This is a genomic window from Paenibacillus sp. 481, from assembly GCF_021223605.1.
Taxonomy (GTDB): domain Bacteria; phylum Bacillota; class Bacilli; order Paenibacillales; family Paenibacillaceae; genus Paenibacillus_B.
Genome location: NZ_CP075175.1, coordinates 4,800,745 through 4,821,470, shown reverse-complemented (window position 1 = coordinate 4,821,470; position 20,726 = coordinate 4,800,745). Strand labels below are relative to the sequence as shown.

The following is a 20,726-nucleotide window of genomic DNA, read 5'->3' as shown; positions in this document are numbered from 1 at the left end:
ACACATAAAAAAGCAATAGTGATTAGCCAAGTTGTATTCATGCGCTCACAGGCACCCTCCCTTCCTGGGCCAGCCAATCATAAAAACGCTGTTTATCCAAAGCGGTCATATGCGTAGCCATATCCGCTACTTGCCCCGCAGTCAAACTGTTAACCCATATGTAGCTACCATTCCGATACTCCACAATGTTGCGGTATTGAAACTTTCGTGATCGCGTGAAATGACGAACAGCTGAAGCCGTTGTATGTATAAACTGTCCCCAGTTCGCCCCCTGTTCCCCTTGCTCAGCTTGATCTAATAAAGCAAAATCTTCAGCAGCAGCTTCAATTGGAATACATTCCGTAATCCGCTCAATATAACGTTTCCCATCTGCACTTCGCGCTAAATGAATATCAAAATGTATGACGTTAACGACCTGTTGCTCAGCTACTTGCTCGTTATGAAACATGCCTGTTTTTAATAATGAATTGCGAAGTGAGAACACGAGGTCTGAAAACGTCTTCGCATGATGTGTGAACACCGTAAACAAGCTCGCTACTTGCGCCATCTGCACCATCCATGCTGCAATAGGGTCTGTTGCGACTTCTCCTAAAATGTGTACAGTGCCGTCCGTTTTTTTCTGTACATCCAACCCTGCCTGTCCTGTAATTCGTTCTGTTTCGCGTAACGTTAAAATATTTCTGTCCGGGTAAATACGGCGCAAATTCAATTCAAACGCCTGCTCCTGCACACGCAGTGTATGGAAGCTGTATATCGACTGCACTAATGCCATGAGCATTGTTGTTTTTCCTGAACCTTGCGCACCCGTAATCGCTGTAATACGTGCTCCTTTCATCATAAACTGTAGCAAGCGTATCGGAATTTCCGCATTTCGGTCTGTAATCAGATGCTCAAGCGTCGCATGCTCAGCGTCAAATTTGCGAACAAAGAAAGCCCAAGATTCACTAAAAGGTGGTCTAAGTACGACAACTCGCGAACCGTCCTTCATATCATTCACTCGATACCCATCCGCTTCCGTTAACGGCCCAGGAGCACCATATTTATAGATGTTATGACAAACCCTCTTCAACTCTCGTTCACTACCGAACGATAAAAAAGCTAGTCGAATTGATTTTCCTCGGTAAAAAATCCACACGCTATCATGCGCATATATCGGCACAGTACCTTTTCGAACATGACCTGTTATCCCGTTCACGCCCCCAGACACCCCGTCTATACACATGTCACGAATTTCATCGATCACAGAGAAACCTTTAAACCGTTGATAGAGACGTTGTGCGATTATGGCCAATTTTTCTTCGTTCGTAAACGTAAACCTCTCTTGTCTAAAAGCAATCTCTACGTCCTGCACAGTAATGACATAGCATTGCTCATCCTTGCCAGAAAGGTCATCTAACTTTTTCAATTCGTCCCAGCTATACGCTTGTATAAGTTCATGCAACGCATCATAGCCACAACGACATTTATATCCGAATAGCAGCAAATCAAATTTGTCAGTAGCGGACAATTGCGCGGGCTGTTCAAAATCTATTAATTGGTTCATTTGATTAGCCGACAATTTTACATGCTTGACCAACATATCGACGATCACGTCTTTAATGAATTCTTTGTCTGCCGGATCCCCGCTACAACAGCCTTTTAAAGCTTGCTTCAATGCTAACCGCCGCTGATACTCTCGCTTGAATTTTTCATCGTCTGCAAAATAATCAAGTACAGGCTCTGATGTCCATGATTGAAATGATTCACGTACAACCGTATCAAGTTTATCCCATGTCCAATGATGATCGGGTTGTGAAATACGCTGTCTCCTCGTTTGACGCCACCGCCATATGAACCAACCTGCAGCGATCACAATCATGCCAATGAGCAGCCACTTAACCACTTCGGTCACGCCCTTCTGTCCATGCGGGACGTTCATTCATGCCCGACTCTTGCATAACATACTGCGCAAGTCGCAACATATGCTTGACTAAGGCCGACTCTTTCCCCTTTTCATAAAGTTGGCATTGTCGTATAAACCAAGTAGTCATATTTCCATCCTCATGTGCATTTCGATACGCTGTCACATATGGCATAGCAAAAATAGGTTGGGGCAACTTAAATTTTCGCCGTACATTTGCAATATTCCATCGCGCCATTTCATCATAGGCGCCTATCACGTACGCTGAAGCACCCTGACGCCCTTGATCCACCAGTGCTTGCTCAATAAGTGCCTTTTGCTGCGGGAGCACAACAATTTGATGCAGCAAATGTGATCGCACATCGTTGTGTATCAGCTCTGCAACGCGCTTATTCGCCTTTGGCCCCCCTGCATAGCTACCTTGCATACGTACATTGTCAGCCCACAGCACAATGTCATAATGAAGAGCCCCTTGTTCCAGCAGCGCAGCTATCGTTTGTTGCGTTTGCTGGTGCGTAGCCGTCATATTCAGCGTGGCCGTGGCAGCTTCTAGACTCGAATCATCATATCCTGGCAAAATGTCTAAATTGCGCATGACGGGTATCGTACAAGAAATAAGCAATGACGGATTCAGCCGACCGTGAACAGCCAAACGTTGCAAAGCATCCCAGCCATTTGGGAGTAAAGTACTGGATGGATTCACACTGCTCGATTCATTAAAATGATTCATGTCCAGTTCGGGTTGATGCCCCGCAAACATCTCCTCTACCCCGTCTCCCCTGCGACCAAGATGAGCGATCAGCACTTTGAACCCAAACTGCCAAGCAAGGATCATGCCAAGGCAAGCCGTAATCGACGTAACACCTGTGCATCCGTGTACACCTGGTGTTACAACCCAATTTTTACATGGCAGCATAATTAGTACGTCCCTTCCGGTCAGTTTTGAGGCACTGCTTCCATGACTTGTCTGCGATCGGGCCAACAATCAGTTCACACAATTGCCGCCATGCTATTTTGGTCTGTTTGGCATATTCATGCAAAGCGATAAACTCCTCATACTCATAGGTTAGCTTCGCTACCCAATCCACTTCGTCATCAGGAATTGAAATAACCGCTGACGCCCATTCATGAGTAAATGCAGAACGATACCGCTCCGCAACAAACTCGAAATCATCATCATCCAGCTCTCGCAGCATAACGGGTATAAACGTTAATTTCTCTTCTTCGTTTTGCACAATATTAAACGTGTGCAGCCACTCTATATTTTTGTGCACACAATACCTCTCCATCGTTTGTGTCAACAAACGATGTTCAGCTTCAGACCAACGCTGTGGCTCACAAAACACAACCCGATCCGTATCAACGATAACATCGTCATACATAAACACCGACTCGCCACTACAAGCTGTCCGCTCTTCAAGCTCCTCCCAATTCATAATGTTCACAGCGACATCAAAACCGCTCCAACTCACAATTTTTATTTTTTCTGCCCACTTTCCAATTCGATAACTCATCCACTGTGACGTCGTCGCATCAACTAAGAGCACTTTACGCCCTAAGCGCGATAAAATGGTCGCAATCGCAAGTAAATGGTCGCTCTTATCACAAGAACCGATAAATATCGTCGTCTTCATCGTACTCCCTCCACCCCATTTCGCTGCATCTCGGTTTGACTGCTAGCATTTCGTTGGCTATCTTGTGGGACTTGCTGCCCTTCAACGTGATGATTGGCACCCTTATCATCATTCTGATTTCGTTTCGGATCTAGTTTCGAATCTGCCGGCTGCTCTTTCTGTTGCTCTTTCTGCTGGTCCTGTTTCTGATCAGCCGAAGGAAACTGCTTCTGACCTACAAACGGTGCCGTTCGGCTTGATTCAGGACCAAGGCCTGTAAATGGAGAATAAGAATAACCTGCCGGCCCGTAACGGGCTGTGTCATGTGTTGCGGGCTGTTCTCCATTCCCAGTATTCGTAGACGTATGACTTGCTGTATTCGTATGTGAGCTATTTGTGCCATTAGATTGCGGATAAGATGATGAATAAATCGTTGAACCTGCGCTGTTTCCTTGCACAGCATCCTTTTTACGCTCTTCGACCCATTGCCGCTCTAGACGTTCACGAGCAAATGTAGACAATGCAGCACTGGCTCTTTTGACAATATGCGGCTGTTCCGAAATAAGCTTCTGCACCGCTGCATTTGGTGGATAATTGACGGGGGCTTTCTTTTGCATGTGGGGCTCTACGTAACGCACCGCATACAATTGACCTCCGTTCACATAAGCGTCGACACAAGCGCTTGAGATCGTTAACAATTCTTGCTCATCCAAGTGCATCCATAGCGTCGGTAAGACCAGCCGCTGAATAGCCTTGTGTGACAGAACAACGTAATCTTGACCGTTTTGAAAACGAATGCGCACATCAATTCGATCCTGAGTGGACAGCGCGAGCGGAAGTTGAATCACGTTCGTTTCGATCCATCTCGTATCATCGCGTAACTTAACTTCGTCGTAGAGCATCGTCGGAATAATCGCCGTTTGGGAACTGACATCAATTTTGAGCACTTTTCCGACAATTTCATTTTCATGCTGAAGACGTACTTTGGGGACATTATCCATATTCATATCTACTCGGCGAACATCTTCAGCACTGATTCGCTTTCCTGCTGCCAAAGAATCACTAAATACCCATACAGATGCTTTTCGCTTTTTTTGTTCATCTGCTAATCGCTGCAAGCGCTCAATCTCCGATTCGTACTGATCTTTTATCGCATCTCGTTGCACAACCATTCTCGATTCAACAAAATAAATGTACCCTCCGAACAGCAGCCCCACCGCCAGTGCGCCGGATGCCGCTGACCAAGCTAATTGCTTTTTTCTTCTCGTCCATCGCATAATTAGACTCGTCGGCTCCTTTCTATGTCATCTCATTGCCTTTGGCCATTACCTTCATTATCTTTTTCGAAACCATTCATGGACAGTTCGAAACCAGTCCGTCCAGACACGCTTATTTTTTGTCGTACCTAACAATTGCGCTAACCATTCTTCACTTTCTGTAAACTCAAACGGGCGCGCACATGTTGGAATTAAGACAACGCGCAAATCGTTGCACATTTTAGCCGCTGACCATTGCAAATCCTCGCGCTTATTTACTTGCCTGTGACAACTTCCATGCGGAGCGGCCAGTAGCCATCCCTTCCAACCACGAGCCTGAAACTGTTCGACTATGCCGTATGTTTCATCCTTTCGCCAAGGCATTGTTGAACAAATAAGTACGGGCGCATGTGCACGCATGAACTCACTTATCCGTTCCTCTGTACCTAGCAAGCCTAAATCAAGTACGATGAAATGGAACTCGGCTTGCAATATCGGAACAAAACTAGGTTCACTCCCCCAAGCCATCATCGTCACCCCATACAACCGTTCGCGTGCTGCCGCAACAGCACTAGGTTCGCCTTCATAATCTGCTCGTAGCTGGCTAATGACAAGCCCATCACGAGTACCCGCATCAACGTACACCACTTTTCCGTTGCGTGCTTGGCTCAAGCTGTAAGCGGTAAGCAGTGCTGCATGTGTACAACCTAGGCCACGCCCTGCACTCGCAAAAGCGATAACGGTTGCTTTCTCACCAACGTTCATCGCTGTAGAACGAATCCCGCGAAACCGCTGAACAGAAGCTGATTCATCCTCAATCACGTTGCTTATACGTGTATTGGACTCGCTGCCTCCAAAAGACAGCAGCTCTAATTTAAGTTCGTCCGCATCGGTATATCGATCTTCAGGCCGTTCAGCGAGCAGCTTTAACAACACATGTCCGAACGATTGGGGGACGTCCGCCTGCAACAGACGTATTCGCAGCGGCTCCGCTCCCTGCCAACGACCACCTGTAAGCATGTGCGACAATAATGCACCTATCCCATACAAGTCTGTACGGGCATCGCTCTGATCGCCCGTATATTGTTCTGGCGCTGCAAAGCCAATCGTACCGAGCTTCACCGTATCAGCGACCGCCCCCTCTTTCACATTGCGAGCAATCCCAAAATCAATCAGCTTGACGTCATCCTGCCACGTAATCATCACATTAGAAGGCTTCACATCGCGAAACACAATTGGCGGTTGCTGCCGATGTAAATAGGACAGCGCATTACATAACTGAATGCCATAATGAAGTGCTTTCGCAAATGGTACAGGCCCTCGCTTCATCGTCTCCGCCAAGCTTTCCCCCTCCACATATTCCATGACCATGTACGCAAGACCGTATTCGTCTGGCGGAAACAAGTCCACGATAAGCGGCAAATTCGGGTGCCGCAAAGCAGTTAACAGCCTTGCTTCATGCATCAAATGACTAACTTCATTCGGACTTGGCTTCGAAATCTTGACCGCCCACCGCTTTCCCATTAGCCGCTCATCATGGGCCAAATATACCGTACTCATTCCACCTGCACCGATACAATGCTCGATGCGATAACGCCCATGCAACAGCTTCCCTGCCGGCAATGTTGGCGTTAATTGCGACACAATACCCCTCCTCCAAAACGAAAAAAAGCATCCCGAATACGAACCTGTACAGGTCGTAATCGGGATGCTTTCCCTATTCCATCATTTGGTTATGTCGTTATTGTAGTAGAGTCTTGACTACTTGTCTACTATTTTTTGAAAATACAGCTGGACTGATTAATATTTCATCATGTACAGCGTAATTTCGTCACGGTTGTGGAACAATTGCTTCGCACGCAAAATATGCAAATGCTGCTCGTACATTTCCGTCACATCGCGAATCGTTTGCAGCGGCTTTTTGTGCATCAGCTTCAACGTAACAATGACCGTACCACCTGGCTTAACGGCATCCAACAGCTGATATACGAGCTGTGCGGTCACCTTCGGACTCCAACTCATATCGCAGACGAGCAAGTCGAATTCATTCGATTCAAACGCAACGTCGGCTGCATTTTTCCCATAATACTGAAGGTTGGGATGATCCATAAGCGATGGATGCATCTTAGCTGGATCTACAGCCGTGACAAACACACCACGCTCCAAGAGGAGGCTTGTCCAGCCGCCGGGAGCTGCTCCAATATCAAGCGCCGTATGGTATGCCGAAAAATCAAGCCCAAACGTCTTCTCTGCTTCAAGCAACTTAAACTTAGCGCGTGAAATTTGACCGTCTTCCCGCTGGAAACGCATCGCTCCACCTGACCAGTCGGAACCGTTCTCCTCTGGAGTAGACAACCCCGCATACACGACTCCGTCATGGATATAAAGGGATACAACAAGCTCAGCAGCCTGCAAGTTATGCGTACCATTTAACTGTTCAATAGCTTGAACTGTGGCATCACGTAGCTGACGCTCATCGCTGCCCGCACCGCTGCGGCGCACATGAACAGCAATAGACTTGCCTTCCAGCGTCCATTCCCGTGCAGCCATAACCGTGTTCAAACATTCTAACAGCTCAGTCGTTTGCCATAATGCAGCTTCAACTTCAGCACCACCGTCAACATCGGCAGGTTCTGCCTGTTGTGCTGCATTTTTATCCACAAAAGTAGCCTGAACAGGCTGAAGATGACGTACAAAAATAGTAGGCTCGTTGCGCATCCAAGACCATACGTCATCATGTGAAACGGGAAGCTCCATCAAAGCTACTTCACCTGACAATAAAATGCGGCTTTTTAATTGCCCAAAACGACGGCGTAGCTCTTCTTGCGCATAAGCGATATAACCATGATTAGCCGTCACGACCCAATGTGAGCCCGGCGTATAATGTTGTTCCAGTTGTACGTTCTGTAATTGATTCAATCGATTTTACCCTCCAAAAAGTAACCTTAACACTTCGTTAAACCGTACTGCCAACTCGAGTCCAAGGCCGATCATTTACCCAATCTACTTGCAGTGACAAATCATACGTCTGCGATAACAATTGCGGACGCAATACTTCATGCTTCGGGCCAGCAGCGACCATACGTCCTTGATGCAGTAAGGCAACATGCGTAAACAACGGCGTTATCTCTTCCAAATGATGCGTCACATAAATAACGCTTAACTGCCGATGCAGCGTAACTTCTAAATCTTCCAGCAACTTTTCGCGCTCAAATAAGTCAAGACCCGCACACGGCTCATCCATGATGAGCAGCTTGGGTTGGCCCATTAGCGCGCGCGCGAGCAATATTTTTTTACGCTCACCTTGTGAACAAACGGCCAGCGGCTGATCAGCTAGATGACCAATACCGAGTCGCTCCAGCAAGTCATGAGATTGTTCTTTAATATTTTCAGGAATATGTTCATAAAAACGTAAAAAAGCAAATGCACCTGTTGCGACAATCTCCCAAACCGAGTCAGTCAGCGTTAATTTTTCGACAACAGACTGGCTAATGTATCCGATCTGCTTACGTACTTCACGTACATCTGTCTGACCATACGTTTGCCCCAGCACCTGAATAGTCCCTGAACTTGGGAATTGGTAAGCGGTCAGCAGTTCCAGCAGCGTCGTTTTTCCTGAACCATTACGACCTAATAGCACCCAATGTTCCCCATCGTTCACTTGCCAATTAATATCATTCAAAATATGACGTTCTTCTCGCTGAAACGATACATGACTAACGTTAATCATCCGCTCTCCCGCCTTTCAGACGTTCATACAAATACGTTACGGAATGAAATGCATACACGTACTGAATATCGCTTTCCTGCACAACTTGCTCAGCCTCACGTGACCATAGCAGCAAGCACGGAACACTTTGAATACGCAGCCGCTCGGCCGCTTCCCGCGCAGACTGTACATTCAATTTAGCTAGTCGAAGTTCCGACATGGCCGCAGCAACGATCGTCAACATTTGTTCGGCCAGCTTACACGTGCCACACATCGGTGAATAAATGTATATTCCGTCCCAAGATGACGCGACTAGTCCCGAATCTAATGCTTCCAACAGCTCCGCTTGTGAGCATGAAACAAACGACGAGCTAGGGAGATTCCCTGGCTCGCTTGACTCCTGCTGCTGGCGCTGCTGCTTCTGTTGCTGCTCCTGTTCATTCATTCCCTGATCAGCGGTCATGTTCAACTCTAACCCGCTCCAGCACAGCATCAGGCATCGGGCCACTTATAAGTTGTACGTGTTCAGGCTTGCTCGTATACAACAGTTCATACATGCGCTGCTTGCCAATAAGGCTCGATGTATGCAAATATATCGCTTGTGAAGGATACGCCTTCCTCCGAACCATTTCCATGACGAGTTCAGTTCCTGTTGGCTCGCCTGGCCCAAGATCGTGATCCAACGATAAAATGCCTACTTCCTCTTCTTCCAGCAGCAACAAACATTCTTCCATATTTTTCGCTAAAGCAAATCCGGCCGGACAACGCCGCCAGTCATCTAAATATACATGTATCATATTGACCTCATGTCAATTATAAATTTTTAATCTACGTCGTTTAACGACATTAATAATTTCTATTCTAAACATGACCACCGGCACCGTTTTTCCGTGTTTTCAATACGATCAGCTTGTCCCGCAAATCAGCTAAGTGCAGTAACACAGACATGCTTTCCCAACCGATGTAATCGACACCGATATTTGCATGACGATCGCTACGGGAGGCAATTGTAGCAAACATGCCCCCGAATCCTTGCCTTTGTACGCATCAACATAAACGACAATGCCTACTGAAATACAAGCTTCCGCGATCATGAAATCATGCAATAAAGATTGAACAGTTAGCTGAAATGCATCCGGAGAAGTTGAAAATCCACAGCTACATTTGTCGGGCCAAGCCGTCTCGACCGCACGCTCATCCCCACCTCTTAACGACCAATGACAACCGTACATGAAACGTTGTTTCTCGGGATCGCGCTTCATTTCCCTTTCAGCCGGATGCATTTCGATTTTATAAAGAAGTAATGGCTTGTTTAGAAAAAATTATAGCGATTGACACTTTGGACAAAATGTCATGGCACGAACACCACTGCCAACTTCTTCGATTATGGATTGACAACTTGTGCAATGCTCGCCTACTTTTCCATGGACGTGTAAGTTTACCTCTTCACCAGCTTCAATACGATCAATAGCGTCTTCCAGTACCGTAATCGTGGCATGATATAACGTATCCCACTGATCGTCTGTCAGTGCTTCTGTCTTGGCAGAAGGGTGCAACCCCGCAACAAATGCAATTTCTTCTGCATAGCGACTACCTATACCTGCAACGATAGCTTGATTCGTCAATGCTGATTTAATCGTTACCCGACGTCGTGCAAAACGTTTACGGAACGCTTCACTATTCAGATGACGAGATAGCGGATCAGATCCGAGCGCCTTCAAATCATCGTCAAGCTCTCTAGCACTGAGCCAATGGAGACTGCCTGAACGAGCCCCGTGGATGATAAACGAACCTTTTTCCGTATTTAAAATGAATTGTGCGCCCTTCGTGTCTACCTCTACTTCCATATCGGTTAGTGACGTTAATTCTGCACCACCGCCTACTTGTATAGACAAGCGACGTCCATCATCTAAATGAAAAATAATCGCTTTTCCACGTCGTTCTACAAACAGTACCTGACGGCCAACAACACCATTATCCAACTGTTCGCGATCAATATTCAACCATGAATCACGCTGGATGTGAATGCTTTTAATCCGTTGACCGACGATCCACTTATTTAATTTTCTACGTAATCCTTCGATTTCCGGGAGTTCCGGCATCGAGCATCTTCCTTCCTGTTCACATAATCATCTATTTTTTGCAAAGACGCTCAATTAACACGCTTTGAAAGTCAAAAATGGTTCACATTATATCGTAGCGGATACTTCTTCTATAATCCATTGTCTGATCTCTTGTAAATTATGGAACACGAGATCTGGGATCACACCAGACTTCTCTTTATACGATGCAAAATTGTTTGGTGTGGTCACACCTGTGTACACTAATGCCGTACGGCAGCCTACCTGAGCACCCGCTTTCATATCGGTTAACATATTGTCGCCAATGACAATAGCCTCCTCAGCCGAGCATCCAAGACGCTCTAACGCTGCATTCATAATAATATGACTAGGTTTACCAATTACGACTGGGTCTACCCCCGTAGCCGCTTGCAAAGCTGCGCCGATTGTACCTGCGCCTGGGGAAATTCCTTTATCCGAAGGCAGCATGAGATCGGGATTTGTTAACACAAACGCCGCACCGCGCAATATAGCTGCCGAGGCAGCTTCAAGCTTCGCATAAGATAATTGGCGATCAATGCCTTGCACGACAACGCCGATATCGGTTGTCCATGCCTCTTCCACACAATCCGTCCAGTTCGCCCCAGAGTCACTTAGCGCTTGTTGTAACCCTTCTTCACCAATGACAAACACTTTTTGCTTCGTATAATGTTTCTGAATATACGATGCAGCAGCTTGCGCAGAGGTGAGTACATGATCGTCACGTGCGTCGATGCCAATTGAATTTAGGAACTTTGCAACAGCCTCTGGTGTCCGGGATGAATTGTTCGTGACGAATAAATACGGCACATTCAATTGATTCAGCGTTGCAATAAGTTCGTTCGCTCCTTCGATCATCGTCGAGCCATGATATAACGTACCATCTAAATCAATGAACGCTCGTAGTCTTTGTTGTGTCTCTTTGTTCATTTCATGACAGCGCCCTTTCTTTGTTCATGCGTAATATTCCAGCTAATGTAAACCCGAACACCCCGATCATCACGATTGCGGCACCAAGCCATTGTGCCCCCACCATCTGTTCACCTAACAGAAAATAGGCAAACGTTCCGGTGAAAATCGGATTTAAATTTAAAAATATACCGGCTTGTGTTCCCCCAACTTGTTGTACGCCCACATTCCAGAACAACATCGCTAACATCGTTGAGCCAAAGCTTATGTATAAAATACTACTCCAAAACGTCATATCACCGGATAACGTGAGCAGCTCGTCCGTTTTAAACGGAAGCAAGCACACCACGCCAAGCACACCGCCCCAAAAGGTGGACATATACGGGGACACATAGCGCAAGGCCCATTTTCCCGTGACCGAATAAATTGCCCAAAATGCAACCGCACACAACATCCAGAGATCGCCCACGTTAAATTGCAGCGACCACAGACGGCTCATTTCCCCTCGCAACAGGAACAACAACGCGCCACCGAGTGACACGATCATAGCAACCACTTGCCATCGGTTAAGCCTTTCGCGGTATATGATAAAGCTAAGCAGCGCAATCGCTACAGGATTAAGAGCTGATATTAACCCCGTATTCGTAGCCGTCGTCTGCTCTAATGCCATAAACATACTGACGTTAAACAAGACGACTCCCGTTAACCCCATTAAAGAAAGGGGCAACCATGCTTGCTTGGGCGGCAAAATACGGCGTTCCTTCAGCCAAACGATTGGCAGCCAGAACAATACAGCAATCCCCCAGCGGCAAAGGGTTAAAGTTAACGCATCTGCATGCTCGACGAGTAGCTTGCTGGCAACAAAATTGCCGCCCCACAACATGCTTGTGAATACGAGAAGCAAATATATTCCTACCCGCACGGATTTATCTTTCTGACGGAATCGACCCATTTTTCAACGACTAATCCGTCTGCCAACGTTGGCGCTAATTCATCCCACCGCGAATCCCCTGTATATCGCAAAATAAAATGATGCAGTGCTGCAAAATGGCTATCCTGAAACAGCCCCATCGTCGCTTTATCATCTGGCAGTAAAGCAAGGCACGCAGGTTCAGGGATGATGCCAGACGTTCCATTAATCAAGTGGACCTTCGGATGCTTATCACGCTCCAGATCGCATGTAATGCTACCTTTCGTACCTACAATGTCAATTCGGAATGCATCTGCACCGTACGCAATACGAGATAATTCAACAAGACCGCGCACACCACTGGCAGTCTCATACGTCATTGCCGCCCAATCATCAACTTGGATATGTACTCGTTCTGTTGCTCCCGCAGAAGCTGGGCGAGAAGGTACAAACGTATGCGTCTGTCCGTTTACAGATGTAAACTCACCAAACCAGTGCCTAATAAGATCAAGTGCATGCACACCAATGTCAGATGTGGCCCCACCGCCAGACAAGTTATCGCTCAAGCGCCAACTAAATGGACGATTTTCGTCCAAATAACCTGAACGCAAATAGGCTATTTTGCATTGTAGTACATCACCAATCATTCCAGCCTGCAAAGCAGAGCGTATACGCATCACTGCTGGATGATAGCGGAACACGAATGCTAGCTGCTGTGGATAGCCGTGCGGAATGTCGTGCAACAGTGCAGCTGTCGCTTCCGCACTTTCGGTCACAGGCTTCTCACAATAGATCGCACGCTCGTGGCGTACGCATGCCTGTACTTGCTCCGCATGCAGTGCATTCGGTGTACAAATGCTTACTGCTTGCACGTCTTCGCGCAGCAATGCCTCCTCCAAGTTATCCGTTACGGTACGGAACCCAATTTGGGCCGCTTGCTGAGCAAGCTCTTCAGGCCGTCGCGTTACTAGCGCAGCTAAGACCGGCGTTACCGGAAGCGGCTTAATGATGGGCAGCGTTCGCAGCGCAACCATATGTGTTTTTGCAATCGTGCCGAAGCCGACAATCGCAAACCCAAGCTCCTTCATGCTTGAACTCACCTTCTTCGTATCTATTGTGTGGAAATAAAAGAAACTTACAGTCTAGTATAGCTTTTTTCATTGTAATGAACCGTCTCCTTGCTTGCAACCGTTCATTCCATATCGGTTATGTTCGACTCGTTGTGACAACGCCATCCGTCGAATGCTGATTGTTATAGACTGTTCAATGCACAAGCCCATTCCTTATGTCATTTCCTGCGATTTCCCAGGAAAAGTTGCTTGCCAGCTACCTGCAAACCGATGATTTGCATCGCACAACGCAAAAAATAAAATCAGCCAGAACACTCTGGCTGACCTTATCATACAACACTTTTCAAGTTATCTCTTCGACATCTGAGCATTTTATTTACTAAATACGATGTGCATAGAAGCCTAAAATGCTGTGCGAACCATGATGGCCCTTGTTTACGATGCGTTGCTTGCCTCCAACATGACCATCAAAATAAACATCGCTGACAAGATCGGAAACAACGGTGTAGTTCGTTATTTTTTTATACTTTAAAGCTTTGTCCCAATCTCTTTTACTAATAAAAGCATCATATTTCTCTTGGCCTCTTTTGTTCGGGTCCCAGAAACCAGGCGCATTGAATGTTTCTGTATTAAGTAATCTAGATGGTTTGATTAACCGGTTTTCTCTAATTTGATAGGTCATGTTTTGAGCAATCCAACCACCCAGCGAATGCCCTGTAAGTGTAATATCGTAATTTGGATATCTATCAGCCACTTTTTTCACAAAATATTTTGCATCCACGAGCTGGTTTCTTTTCGAATTTTTATCCAAAGCTAACTCCATGTCCTGTTTAATATCACTGATATCTGTTGCTTCCGTGCCGCGAAAAGCGATCACTATTTCAGTCGTTTTTGGATTTTTAAATGCGATCCCATAAAAACCACTTCTACGCTCATTCAACACATCCGCTATGATCCAATCATTCATTTTATCAATCGAAGTTTTGCTTGAGCGGTAGCCTTTCTGGTCCATGTCCGCAATTTCTTTTAACAGTAATTTCATCTGCCGATCATCTGCTGGGATCCTACTGATTTTACTTCCCTCATGACGATCAAAATTAAAATACGCATAATGGCTTAATCGTACTAAATCAATGGTAGAAGCGCTCCCTGAAAGAGCCTTGGCTTGATTCACCCCCATTTCTGGCAGTAATGATAGCGATAGCAGAAATGCCAACAACATGAACGATACTTTCTTCAAATCAACAACCTCCTCATGTTTATTTGCTACTTTCGCAAATAGCATTAGGAATTATATTCTATAAGTTTACTTATTTTCCCTTCACTTAAATTGAACAAATTAGATAAAGTTTTTATAACTGAAAATAGCAAAAAGCACCCCTATGGGGCGCTTTAATCGTTACGTATCTATTTCGCATCGGACAGCGGATTTTGTCTGCTCCTGCGATTTCCCAGGAAAAGAAAAAGAAACGGTTGCCCGTTTCACATTCTCAATGTATGTGCCAACTCTGATCACGCTTCATTAGTCAAGCTCAATAACAGCATGCTCATCCGCCAATACCGTATTTGGAAAAATGGACTTCGCTTCTTCTAGCAGCTGTTGCATCTGATCATCATCTTTGTAGCGTGAGCTAAAATGAGTGAGCACTAGCTTTCTCGCTCCCGCATCACTTGCAACCTTAGCGGCTCCCATAGCTGTGCTATGGCCAAATTCACTAGCGGACTCTACTTTTTCCTCCAAAAACGTGGCTTCATGCACAAGCAAATCCGCATCACGTCCTAAACGAACTGCATTTTCACACAAGCAGGTGTCACCTAAAATGGTCACCGTTCGCCCTGGCACAGGTTCACCAAGGACGGATGCCGCAAACAATAACTCACCGCTCGGCAACTCGATGTCCTCGCCGCGTTTTAATTTGCCATACAAGGGGCCTGGCGCGATACCATGCTCCTGTAGCAACTCAAACTTAAGCTTGCCTGGACGGTCTTTTTGTTGAACCCGATAGCCAAATGATGGCACTCGATGCTCTAATGGTAAAGCCGTCACACTAAAAGTATCATCCGACCATACGACTCCCTCTTGAATTTCTTCAATGTGTAGCTCGTATGGCAAATGGGTCTCGCTAACCTCAAATGCCGTTTCTAAAAATCGCTTTAATCCAGTCGGACCAAACACCGTCAATGGTGTTGTTCCCCCTTGAAAAGCTCGACTGGATAACAGTCCAGGAAGACCAAATAAATGATCGCCATGCAAATGAGTAATAAACACAAATTCACATTTGGACAGCTTAATTGGGGAACGAAGCACCTGATGCTGTGTTCCTTCACCACAATCGAACAGCCAGAACGTTCCACGTTCATCATACAGCCTTAAAGCCAAGCTACTAACGTTCCGCCGTGTTGTCGGCATTCCTGCCCCTGTTCCTAAAAAATATACGTCCATCACTTCACCTCAATCAACCATCCCGCCTCATCTCACCCTAACATGAAGAGGCGGCGATGCGCTTATCTATCATGATTAATAATATTATGCCTTTTCTACATTGAAATATTGGGCTTGCGGATGAGCAAATACCATCGCGCTAACTGACGCTTCTGGCTCCATCATAAACCCTTCTGTTAGCTCCACCCCAATATGCTGTGGCTCCATCAGCTTGAACAATGGCTCCTGATCTTCCAAGTTCGGACATGCTGGATATCCGAAAGAGACACGAATTCCTTGATAACGAGCGCCAAAACGTTCCTTCATCGTCATGTCATCACGGTCAGGGTACCCCCATACATCGCGCATCATATGATGAACTTGCTCCGCCAACCCTTCCGCCAGCTCTAAAGCGACTGCTTGAATGGCGTGCGATTTTAAATATTGTCCCTGCTCTTTTAGCTGTTCTGCCCGTTCTCGAATTCCTTTGCCTGCTGTTACAACTAGGAAGCCCACATAATCCATGACCCCGCTATCTTTTGAGCGCAAAAAGTCCGCCAAGCATAAATAAGGCTCAACCTGCTGCCGCGGGAACGTGAATGTGTGCAATACCCGCTCCTTATTTTCAGGATCATAAATATGAATCGAGTTTCCTTCCGATTGCGCTGGGAAAAAGCGATACATGGCGTTCGCTTGCAGCAGACCATCTTTGCCGCCTTCACGGAAAATATCGTCTACGACTTCTTTAAGCTCCACTACTTTAGGGTCGCGTTCTTTAAGTCCTTTTTCAACTGAACCGCGTAAGCCTAAGTGATGTCCAATTAGCATTTGCAAATTGACATACGGTTGAATTTGATTAATTGGAATGTCCCGTAATACATGACGATCAAGATCAGGCGCGACGTACACATTCGCGTCTTGGATTGCAGAACGTTCCACACGCGTTTGCTTGGGCAAGGAGGTTTGTTCCTCTCCCTCTCGTGCCAAGCGCTCCTTATGCGCGCGCAGCTCTTCAACGAGCCGCTGTCGGCCCTCGGTATCCATTATTTTATTAGCTAAATCTAGGCCATCCATCGCATCTTTGGCATAAAGCACTAGACCATCGTATTCGGGGCTAATCCGATTCTTCGTGAACTTGCGCGTCAATGCCGCGCCACCTACTAGAATAGGCACATCGATTCCAGCGGTACGCAAGTCTTGCGCCGTGATGACCATTTGCTGCGCGGACTTGACTAAAAGTCCGGACAAACCGATCGCATCGGGCTTTTCACGACGGCAAGCTTCAACTATTTGATCAGGCGGAACTTTAATACCTAAGTTCACAATCTGGTAACCATTGTTTGCCAAAATAATTTCAACTAAGTTTTTGCCAATGTCATGCACATCGCCTTTTACTGTTGCCAGCACAATTTTACCTTTGACGGCTGACTCGTCTTTTTCCATAAACGATTCCAAATAGGAGACGGATGCCTTCATAACTTCTGCGCTTTGCAGCACTTCAGCAACAATCAACTCGTTATTATTAAATAACCGGCCTACTTCACTCATACCTGTCATAAGTGGCCCGTTAATAATTTCAAGTGGGCTATACTTCGTTAATGCCTCAGCCAAATCAGGTATAAGTCCTTCTTTCGTACCTTCAACGACATAAGCAGCAAGCCGTTCATCCAGCGTCAGATTACTCTTTATTTCTTTTTTCTCTACTTTTTTATTCCGAAATTGAGCGACAAACGCAGCCAACGTCTCATCACTCGTCTCATATATTAACGCCTCAGCCATTTTACGTTCATGTTCCGGTATCGAAGCATATCGCTCTAGCTTCTCCGTGTTCACGATGGCATAATCCAACCCTGCTTTCGTACACTCGTACAAAAATACCGAATTTAGCACCTCACGGCCAGCCTCCGGCAATCCGAACGAAACATTACTTAATCCAAGGACGGTTTTCGTAGCGGGCATAGCTTCCTTAATTAATCGAATTCCTTCAATCGTTTCCTTCGCTGATCCGATATATTGCTCATCCCCTGTACCGACTGGAAAGACGAGCGGGTCAAAAATAATATCCTCAGGTGGAATTCCGTATTCATTTACTAAAATATTATAAGATCGCTGAGCGACTTCCAACTTATCCTCGCGGGTAATGGCTTGTCCTCGCTCATCGATCGTGCCGACGACTAACGCGCCCCCATATTGATGAACGAGTGGAACGACTTGCTCAAACTTTTCTAAGCCATCTTCTAAATTAATGGAGTTAATAATCGCTTTTCCTTGCGTGTACTTGAGCGACAACTCGATAACAGACGTATCCGTAGAATCAATTACGAGTGGTACCTTCACTTTTTTCACAACTTCTTGTAAAAATAGTGCCATGTCCACAGCTTCGTCCCGGTCAGGGTCTTGTAAGCAAACATCTATGACGTGAGCACCATTTTTCACTTGTGCTCTGGCAACTTCAGCCGCTTCTTCGATTTTCCCTTCAGCAATGAGCCGTTTAAACTTTCGTGAGCCAAGCACGTTTGTGCGCTCACCGATCATATAAGGGCGTCCTTCATCCTCAATATATACCGTATCTATACCTGAAACGGCTGGTGGATGGCTGCCGTATGCAGTGCGCGGCTTATATTGGCTAAGCACTTCTCTTAGCACACGAATATGCTCAGGTGTCGTTCCGCAGCAACCACCTGCGATGTTGAGCCAACCTTGCTCAGCGAACGTCGCAATTTTGCGGGCTAACGACTCCGGAGATTCGTGGTATTGACCATTCTCATCTGGCAAGCCTGCGTTCGGATAACAGCTCACTGCTGAATTCGCAATTGAAGAGAGCGTGCGCAAATGATCGCGCATAAATTCAGGCCCTGTGGCACAGTTCAAACCGATCGAGATTGGACGCAGATGTTCTAACGATACGTAAAATGATTCGATATTTTGACCTGCCAAAGTTGTTCCCATCGGCTCAATCGTACCCGAAATCATCAAAGGTAGTTCCACACCCAGCTTTTTATAAGCACGCTGAATGGCAATAGCTCCTGCTTTAACGTTCAACGTATCTTGCGACGTTTCTAGAAGAATCGCATCAACACCTGCCTCAACTAAGGCCACCGCTTGCTCATAATAACTTTCCACCAATTCATCAAAGGTGACACCACCTGTAACAGATAACGTCTTCGTCGTCGGACCTATAGCTCCGGCCACATAACGAGGCCACTCCGGTGTACTAAATTTTGCAGCCGCATCAACCGCCAGCTTAGCAGCCGCAAGATTGATTTCCCGCGCTCGGTCTTGCAAGTCGTATTCAGCGAGTACGATACTAGCCGCGCCAAACGTGTTCGTTTCTAATATATCAGCACCTGCCGCTAGGTATTGTTCGTGAATGGATTGAATAACATCAGGACGAGTCAGCACGAGCATTTCATTACAACCGTCAAGATGCTCGCCTCCAAAGTCCTCAGGTGTCAGATCCTCTTGCTGAATCATCGTTCCCATCGCGCCGTCAAGAATGAGAATTTCTGCTTGTAATCGTGTCTGAATTGCCGGTTTGCTCATCCGTCTCCCACCCTTATCTATCAAGAAGTTAGACACTAGTGTAGCAGAACTGCCTGATTTAGGAAAGACCATCTACTTACATCTAACTGAAAATGTTTCTTGCCCAATCTTTTCCTCTGTACTATAATACCTAGTAAACCAATCATCTTTACGAAATGAGGGACGCACATGGCACAAATTCGCATTCGTAATACGAACGAACTCATTACCGGTGAGCAAAACGTTCGTTCTTTTTTAGACGAACAAGAAGTGTTATACGAACACTGGGATCCAACGAAGTTAGACGAATCGCTGCGGGAAAAATTTGTCCTTTCTGATGAAGAAAAGCAAGCGATTTTGAACACGTATGACACAGAAATTCGCGACTTAGCTGGCCGCCGTGGTTATTTAACGTGGGACATTGTGGCTTTGTCAGATGCGACCCCTAATCTAGATGAACTTCTAAAAAAGTTCGAGCAGGTTCATACTCATACGGAAGATGAAGTTCGCGCCATCACAGCGGGCAATGGTATTTTTGTCATTAAAGGCGCAGATGAGGTTGGCTACTTTGATGTCATTCTTGAAGCAGGTGACGTCATTTCTGTCCCTGAACATATTCCGCACTTCTTTACATTAGTAGAAAATAGACAAATTGTAGCGGTTCGCTTGTTTATAGAAACAGAAGGCTGGATTGCACATCCGTATCAAGATGAATCCTTTCAAAAAGCATAAGTAGATAAGTAAAAGGGTTACCTCAACCGTTGTCATTCATGACCGGCAGGTAACCCTTTGTTGTATCTGTATTTTAAGGTCCAACTATTTCATTGGATTATTTCACTTCAATCGTCTTATTCGGCATGGAATGCATGCCATTAGCGGAAACGTGAGAAATAACTTTGTATTTCCCTGCTTTATCAAACGCTTTTGCAAGCTCATAATTGCCCGCTTCTTTATGTTTGACGCTTATTTTTTCCGATTTTCCACTTTCGTCAACGATTTCAAACTCCACTTTTTCCGCATTTTCAACAGCCTTCTCGCTTAATGTCACGTTCGCTGTCATGACAACCGACGCGTTCACCTTTGCTGTTTGTGGTACAGTAAGTTCTACTTTAATGAGTTCGCCTGTCGTCTGTTCTTTACCGTGACCTTCGTGACCCCCGTGGCCTGCATGATCCCCGCCACAACCTGTCGTAATAGCCAATATAAGGCTTACTGCTACAGCAGCTCTTTTCCACATGATTCATTCATCTCCTTGTATCTTCCATGCAACATTAGATCTTGTATTATTATAGACAACTTTAGCCTTTTACGAATGA

The 20,726-nt window shown here is 46.0% G+C and carries 19 protein-coding genes; 1 reads left to right on the top strand and 18 read right to left on the bottom strand.

The features are described 5' to 3' along the window. Window positions 1-37: 37 nt before the first annotated feature. From KIK04_RS21230 to metH, 17 genes are all read right to left on the bottom strand, one after another. On the bottom strand, window positions 38-1,918 hold the full coding sequence (locus KIK04_RS21230) for an ATPase, T2SS/T4P/T4SS family (RefSeq protein ID WP_232275599.1): 1,881 nt from the start codon (window positions 1,916-1,918) through the stop codon (window positions 38-40). Next, entirely contained in the window at window positions 1,875-2,816 is a 942-nt protein-coding gene (locus tag KIK04_RS21225) for a hypothetical protein (protein ID WP_232275598.1), read from the bottom strand. Before KIK04_RS21225 ends, KIK04_RS21230 begins: the two co-directional genes overlap by 44 nt. Beyond that, the gene (locus KIK04_RS21220) at window positions 2,803-3,534 is read right to left on the bottom strand and encodes a hypothetical protein (protein ID WP_232275597.1); all 732 of its coding nucleotides are present in this window, start codon (window positions 3,532-3,534) and stop codon (window positions 2,803-2,805) included. Before KIK04_RS21220 ends, KIK04_RS21225 begins: the two co-directional genes overlap by 14 nt. After that, on the bottom strand, window positions 3,531-4,790 hold the full coding sequence (locus KIK04_RS21215; protein WP_232275596.1) for an SAF domain-containing protein: 1,260 nt from the start codon (window positions 4,788-4,790) through the stop codon (window positions 3,531-3,533). Before KIK04_RS21215 ends, KIK04_RS21220 begins: the two co-directional genes overlap by 4 nt. A 57-nt stretch (window positions 4,791-4,847) precedes the next feature. After that, a complete protein-coding gene (locus KIK04_RS21210; protein ID WP_232275594.1) occupies window positions 4,848-6,413 on the bottom strand; it encodes a serine/threonine protein kinase in 1,566 nt (521 codons plus the stop codon). 156 nt (window positions 6,414-6,569) lie between these two features. Further along, on the bottom strand, window positions 6,570-7,688 hold the full coding sequence (locus KIK04_RS21205) for an SAM-dependent methyltransferase (protein ID WP_232275593.1): 1,119 nt from the start codon (window positions 7,686-7,688) through the stop codon (window positions 6,570-6,572). A gap of 37 nt (window positions 7,689-7,725) precedes the next feature. Next, window positions 7,726-8,499, bottom strand: a complete 774-nt coding sequence (locus KIK04_RS21200; protein ID WP_232275591.1) for an ABC transporter ATP-binding protein — start codon at window positions 8,497-8,499, stop codon at window positions 7,726-7,728. Then, a complete protein-coding gene (locus KIK04_RS21195; RefSeq protein ID WP_232278849.1) occupies window positions 8,492-8,941 on the bottom strand; it encodes a thioredoxin family protein in 450 nt (149 codons plus the stop codon). Before KIK04_RS21195 ends, KIK04_RS21200 begins: the two co-directional genes overlap by 8 nt. After that, the gene (locus KIK04_RS21190; RefSeq protein WP_232275589.1) at window positions 8,931-9,275 is read right to left on the bottom strand and encodes a cyclic-phosphate processing receiver domain-containing protein; all 345 of its coding nucleotides are present in this window, start codon (window positions 9,273-9,275) and stop codon (window positions 8,931-8,933) included. The genes KIK04_RS21195 and KIK04_RS21190 overlap by 11 nt, the downstream gene beginning before the upstream one ends. Window positions 9,276-9,404: 129 nt before the next feature. Beyond that, window positions 9,405-9,710 carry a hypothetical protein gene (locus KIK04_RS21185; protein ID WP_232275587.1) on the bottom strand — a complete coding sequence of 102 codons (306 nt, stop codon included), beginning with the start codon at window positions 9,708-9,710 and terminating at the stop codon, window positions 9,405-9,407. Window positions 9,711-9,800: 90 nt separating this feature from the next. Further along, window positions 9,801-10,580 (bottom strand): DNA-formamidopyrimidine glycosylase family protein, encoded by a 780-nt coding sequence (locus KIK04_RS21180; protein ID WP_232275586.1) that lies wholly within the window; start codon window positions 10,578-10,580, stop codon window positions 9,801-9,803. A gap of 87 nt (window positions 10,581-10,667) precedes the next feature. Further along, window positions 10,668-11,507 carry a TIGR01457 family HAD-type hydrolase gene (locus tag KIK04_RS21175; RefSeq protein ID WP_232275584.1) on the bottom strand — a complete coding sequence of 280 codons (840 nt, stop codon included), beginning with the start codon at window positions 11,505-11,507 and terminating at the stop codon, window positions 10,668-10,670. A gap of 1 nt (window position 11,508) precedes the next feature. Beyond that, a complete protein-coding gene (locus tag KIK04_RS21170; protein WP_232275582.1) occupies window positions 11,509-12,408 on the bottom strand; it encodes a DMT family transporter in 900 nt (299 codons plus the stop codon). Next, window positions 12,399-13,484, bottom strand: a complete 1,086-nt coding sequence (locus tag KIK04_RS21165; RefSeq protein WP_232275580.1) for a Gfo/Idh/MocA family protein — start codon at window positions 13,482-13,484, stop codon at window positions 12,399-12,401. The genes KIK04_RS21170 and KIK04_RS21165 overlap by 10 nt, the downstream gene beginning before the upstream one ends. Window positions 13,485-13,845: 361 nt before the next feature. Further along, window positions 13,846-14,706, bottom strand: a complete 861-nt coding sequence (locus tag KIK04_RS21160) for an Mbeg1-like protein (RefSeq protein ID WP_232275579.1) — start codon at window positions 14,704-14,706, stop codon at window positions 13,846-13,848. A gap of 282 nt (window positions 14,707-14,988) precedes the next feature. After that, on the bottom strand, window positions 14,989-15,909 hold the full coding sequence (rnz, locus tag KIK04_RS21155; RefSeq protein WP_232275577.1) for a ribonuclease Z: 921 nt from the start codon (window positions 15,907-15,909) through the stop codon (window positions 14,989-14,991). Between the two features lie 84 nt (window positions 15,910-15,993). After that, window positions 15,994-19,431 (bottom strand): methionine synthase, encoded by a 3,438-nt coding sequence (metH, locus tag KIK04_RS21150; RefSeq protein ID WP_232275576.1) that lies wholly within the window; start codon window positions 19,429-19,431, stop codon window positions 15,994-15,996. Between the two features lie 168 nt (window positions 19,432-19,599). Between metH and KIK04_RS21145 the strand changes: the two genes are divergently transcribed. Then, on the top strand, window positions 19,600-20,142 hold the full coding sequence (locus tag KIK04_RS21145; RefSeq protein WP_232275575.1) for an acireductone dioxygenase: 543 nt from the start codon (window positions 19,600-19,602) through the stop codon (window positions 20,140-20,142). Window positions 20,143-20,239: 97 nt separating this feature from the next. On the opposite strand, the gene KIK04_RS21140 is transcribed toward KIK04_RS21145, so the two are convergent. Continuing rightward, complete coding sequence (locus KIK04_RS21140; RefSeq protein WP_232275573.1) at window positions 20,240-20,647, bottom strand: FixH family protein; 408 nt, start codon at window positions 20,645-20,647, stop codon at window positions 20,240-20,242. Between the last annotated feature and the right edge of the window lie 79 nt (window positions 20,648-20,726).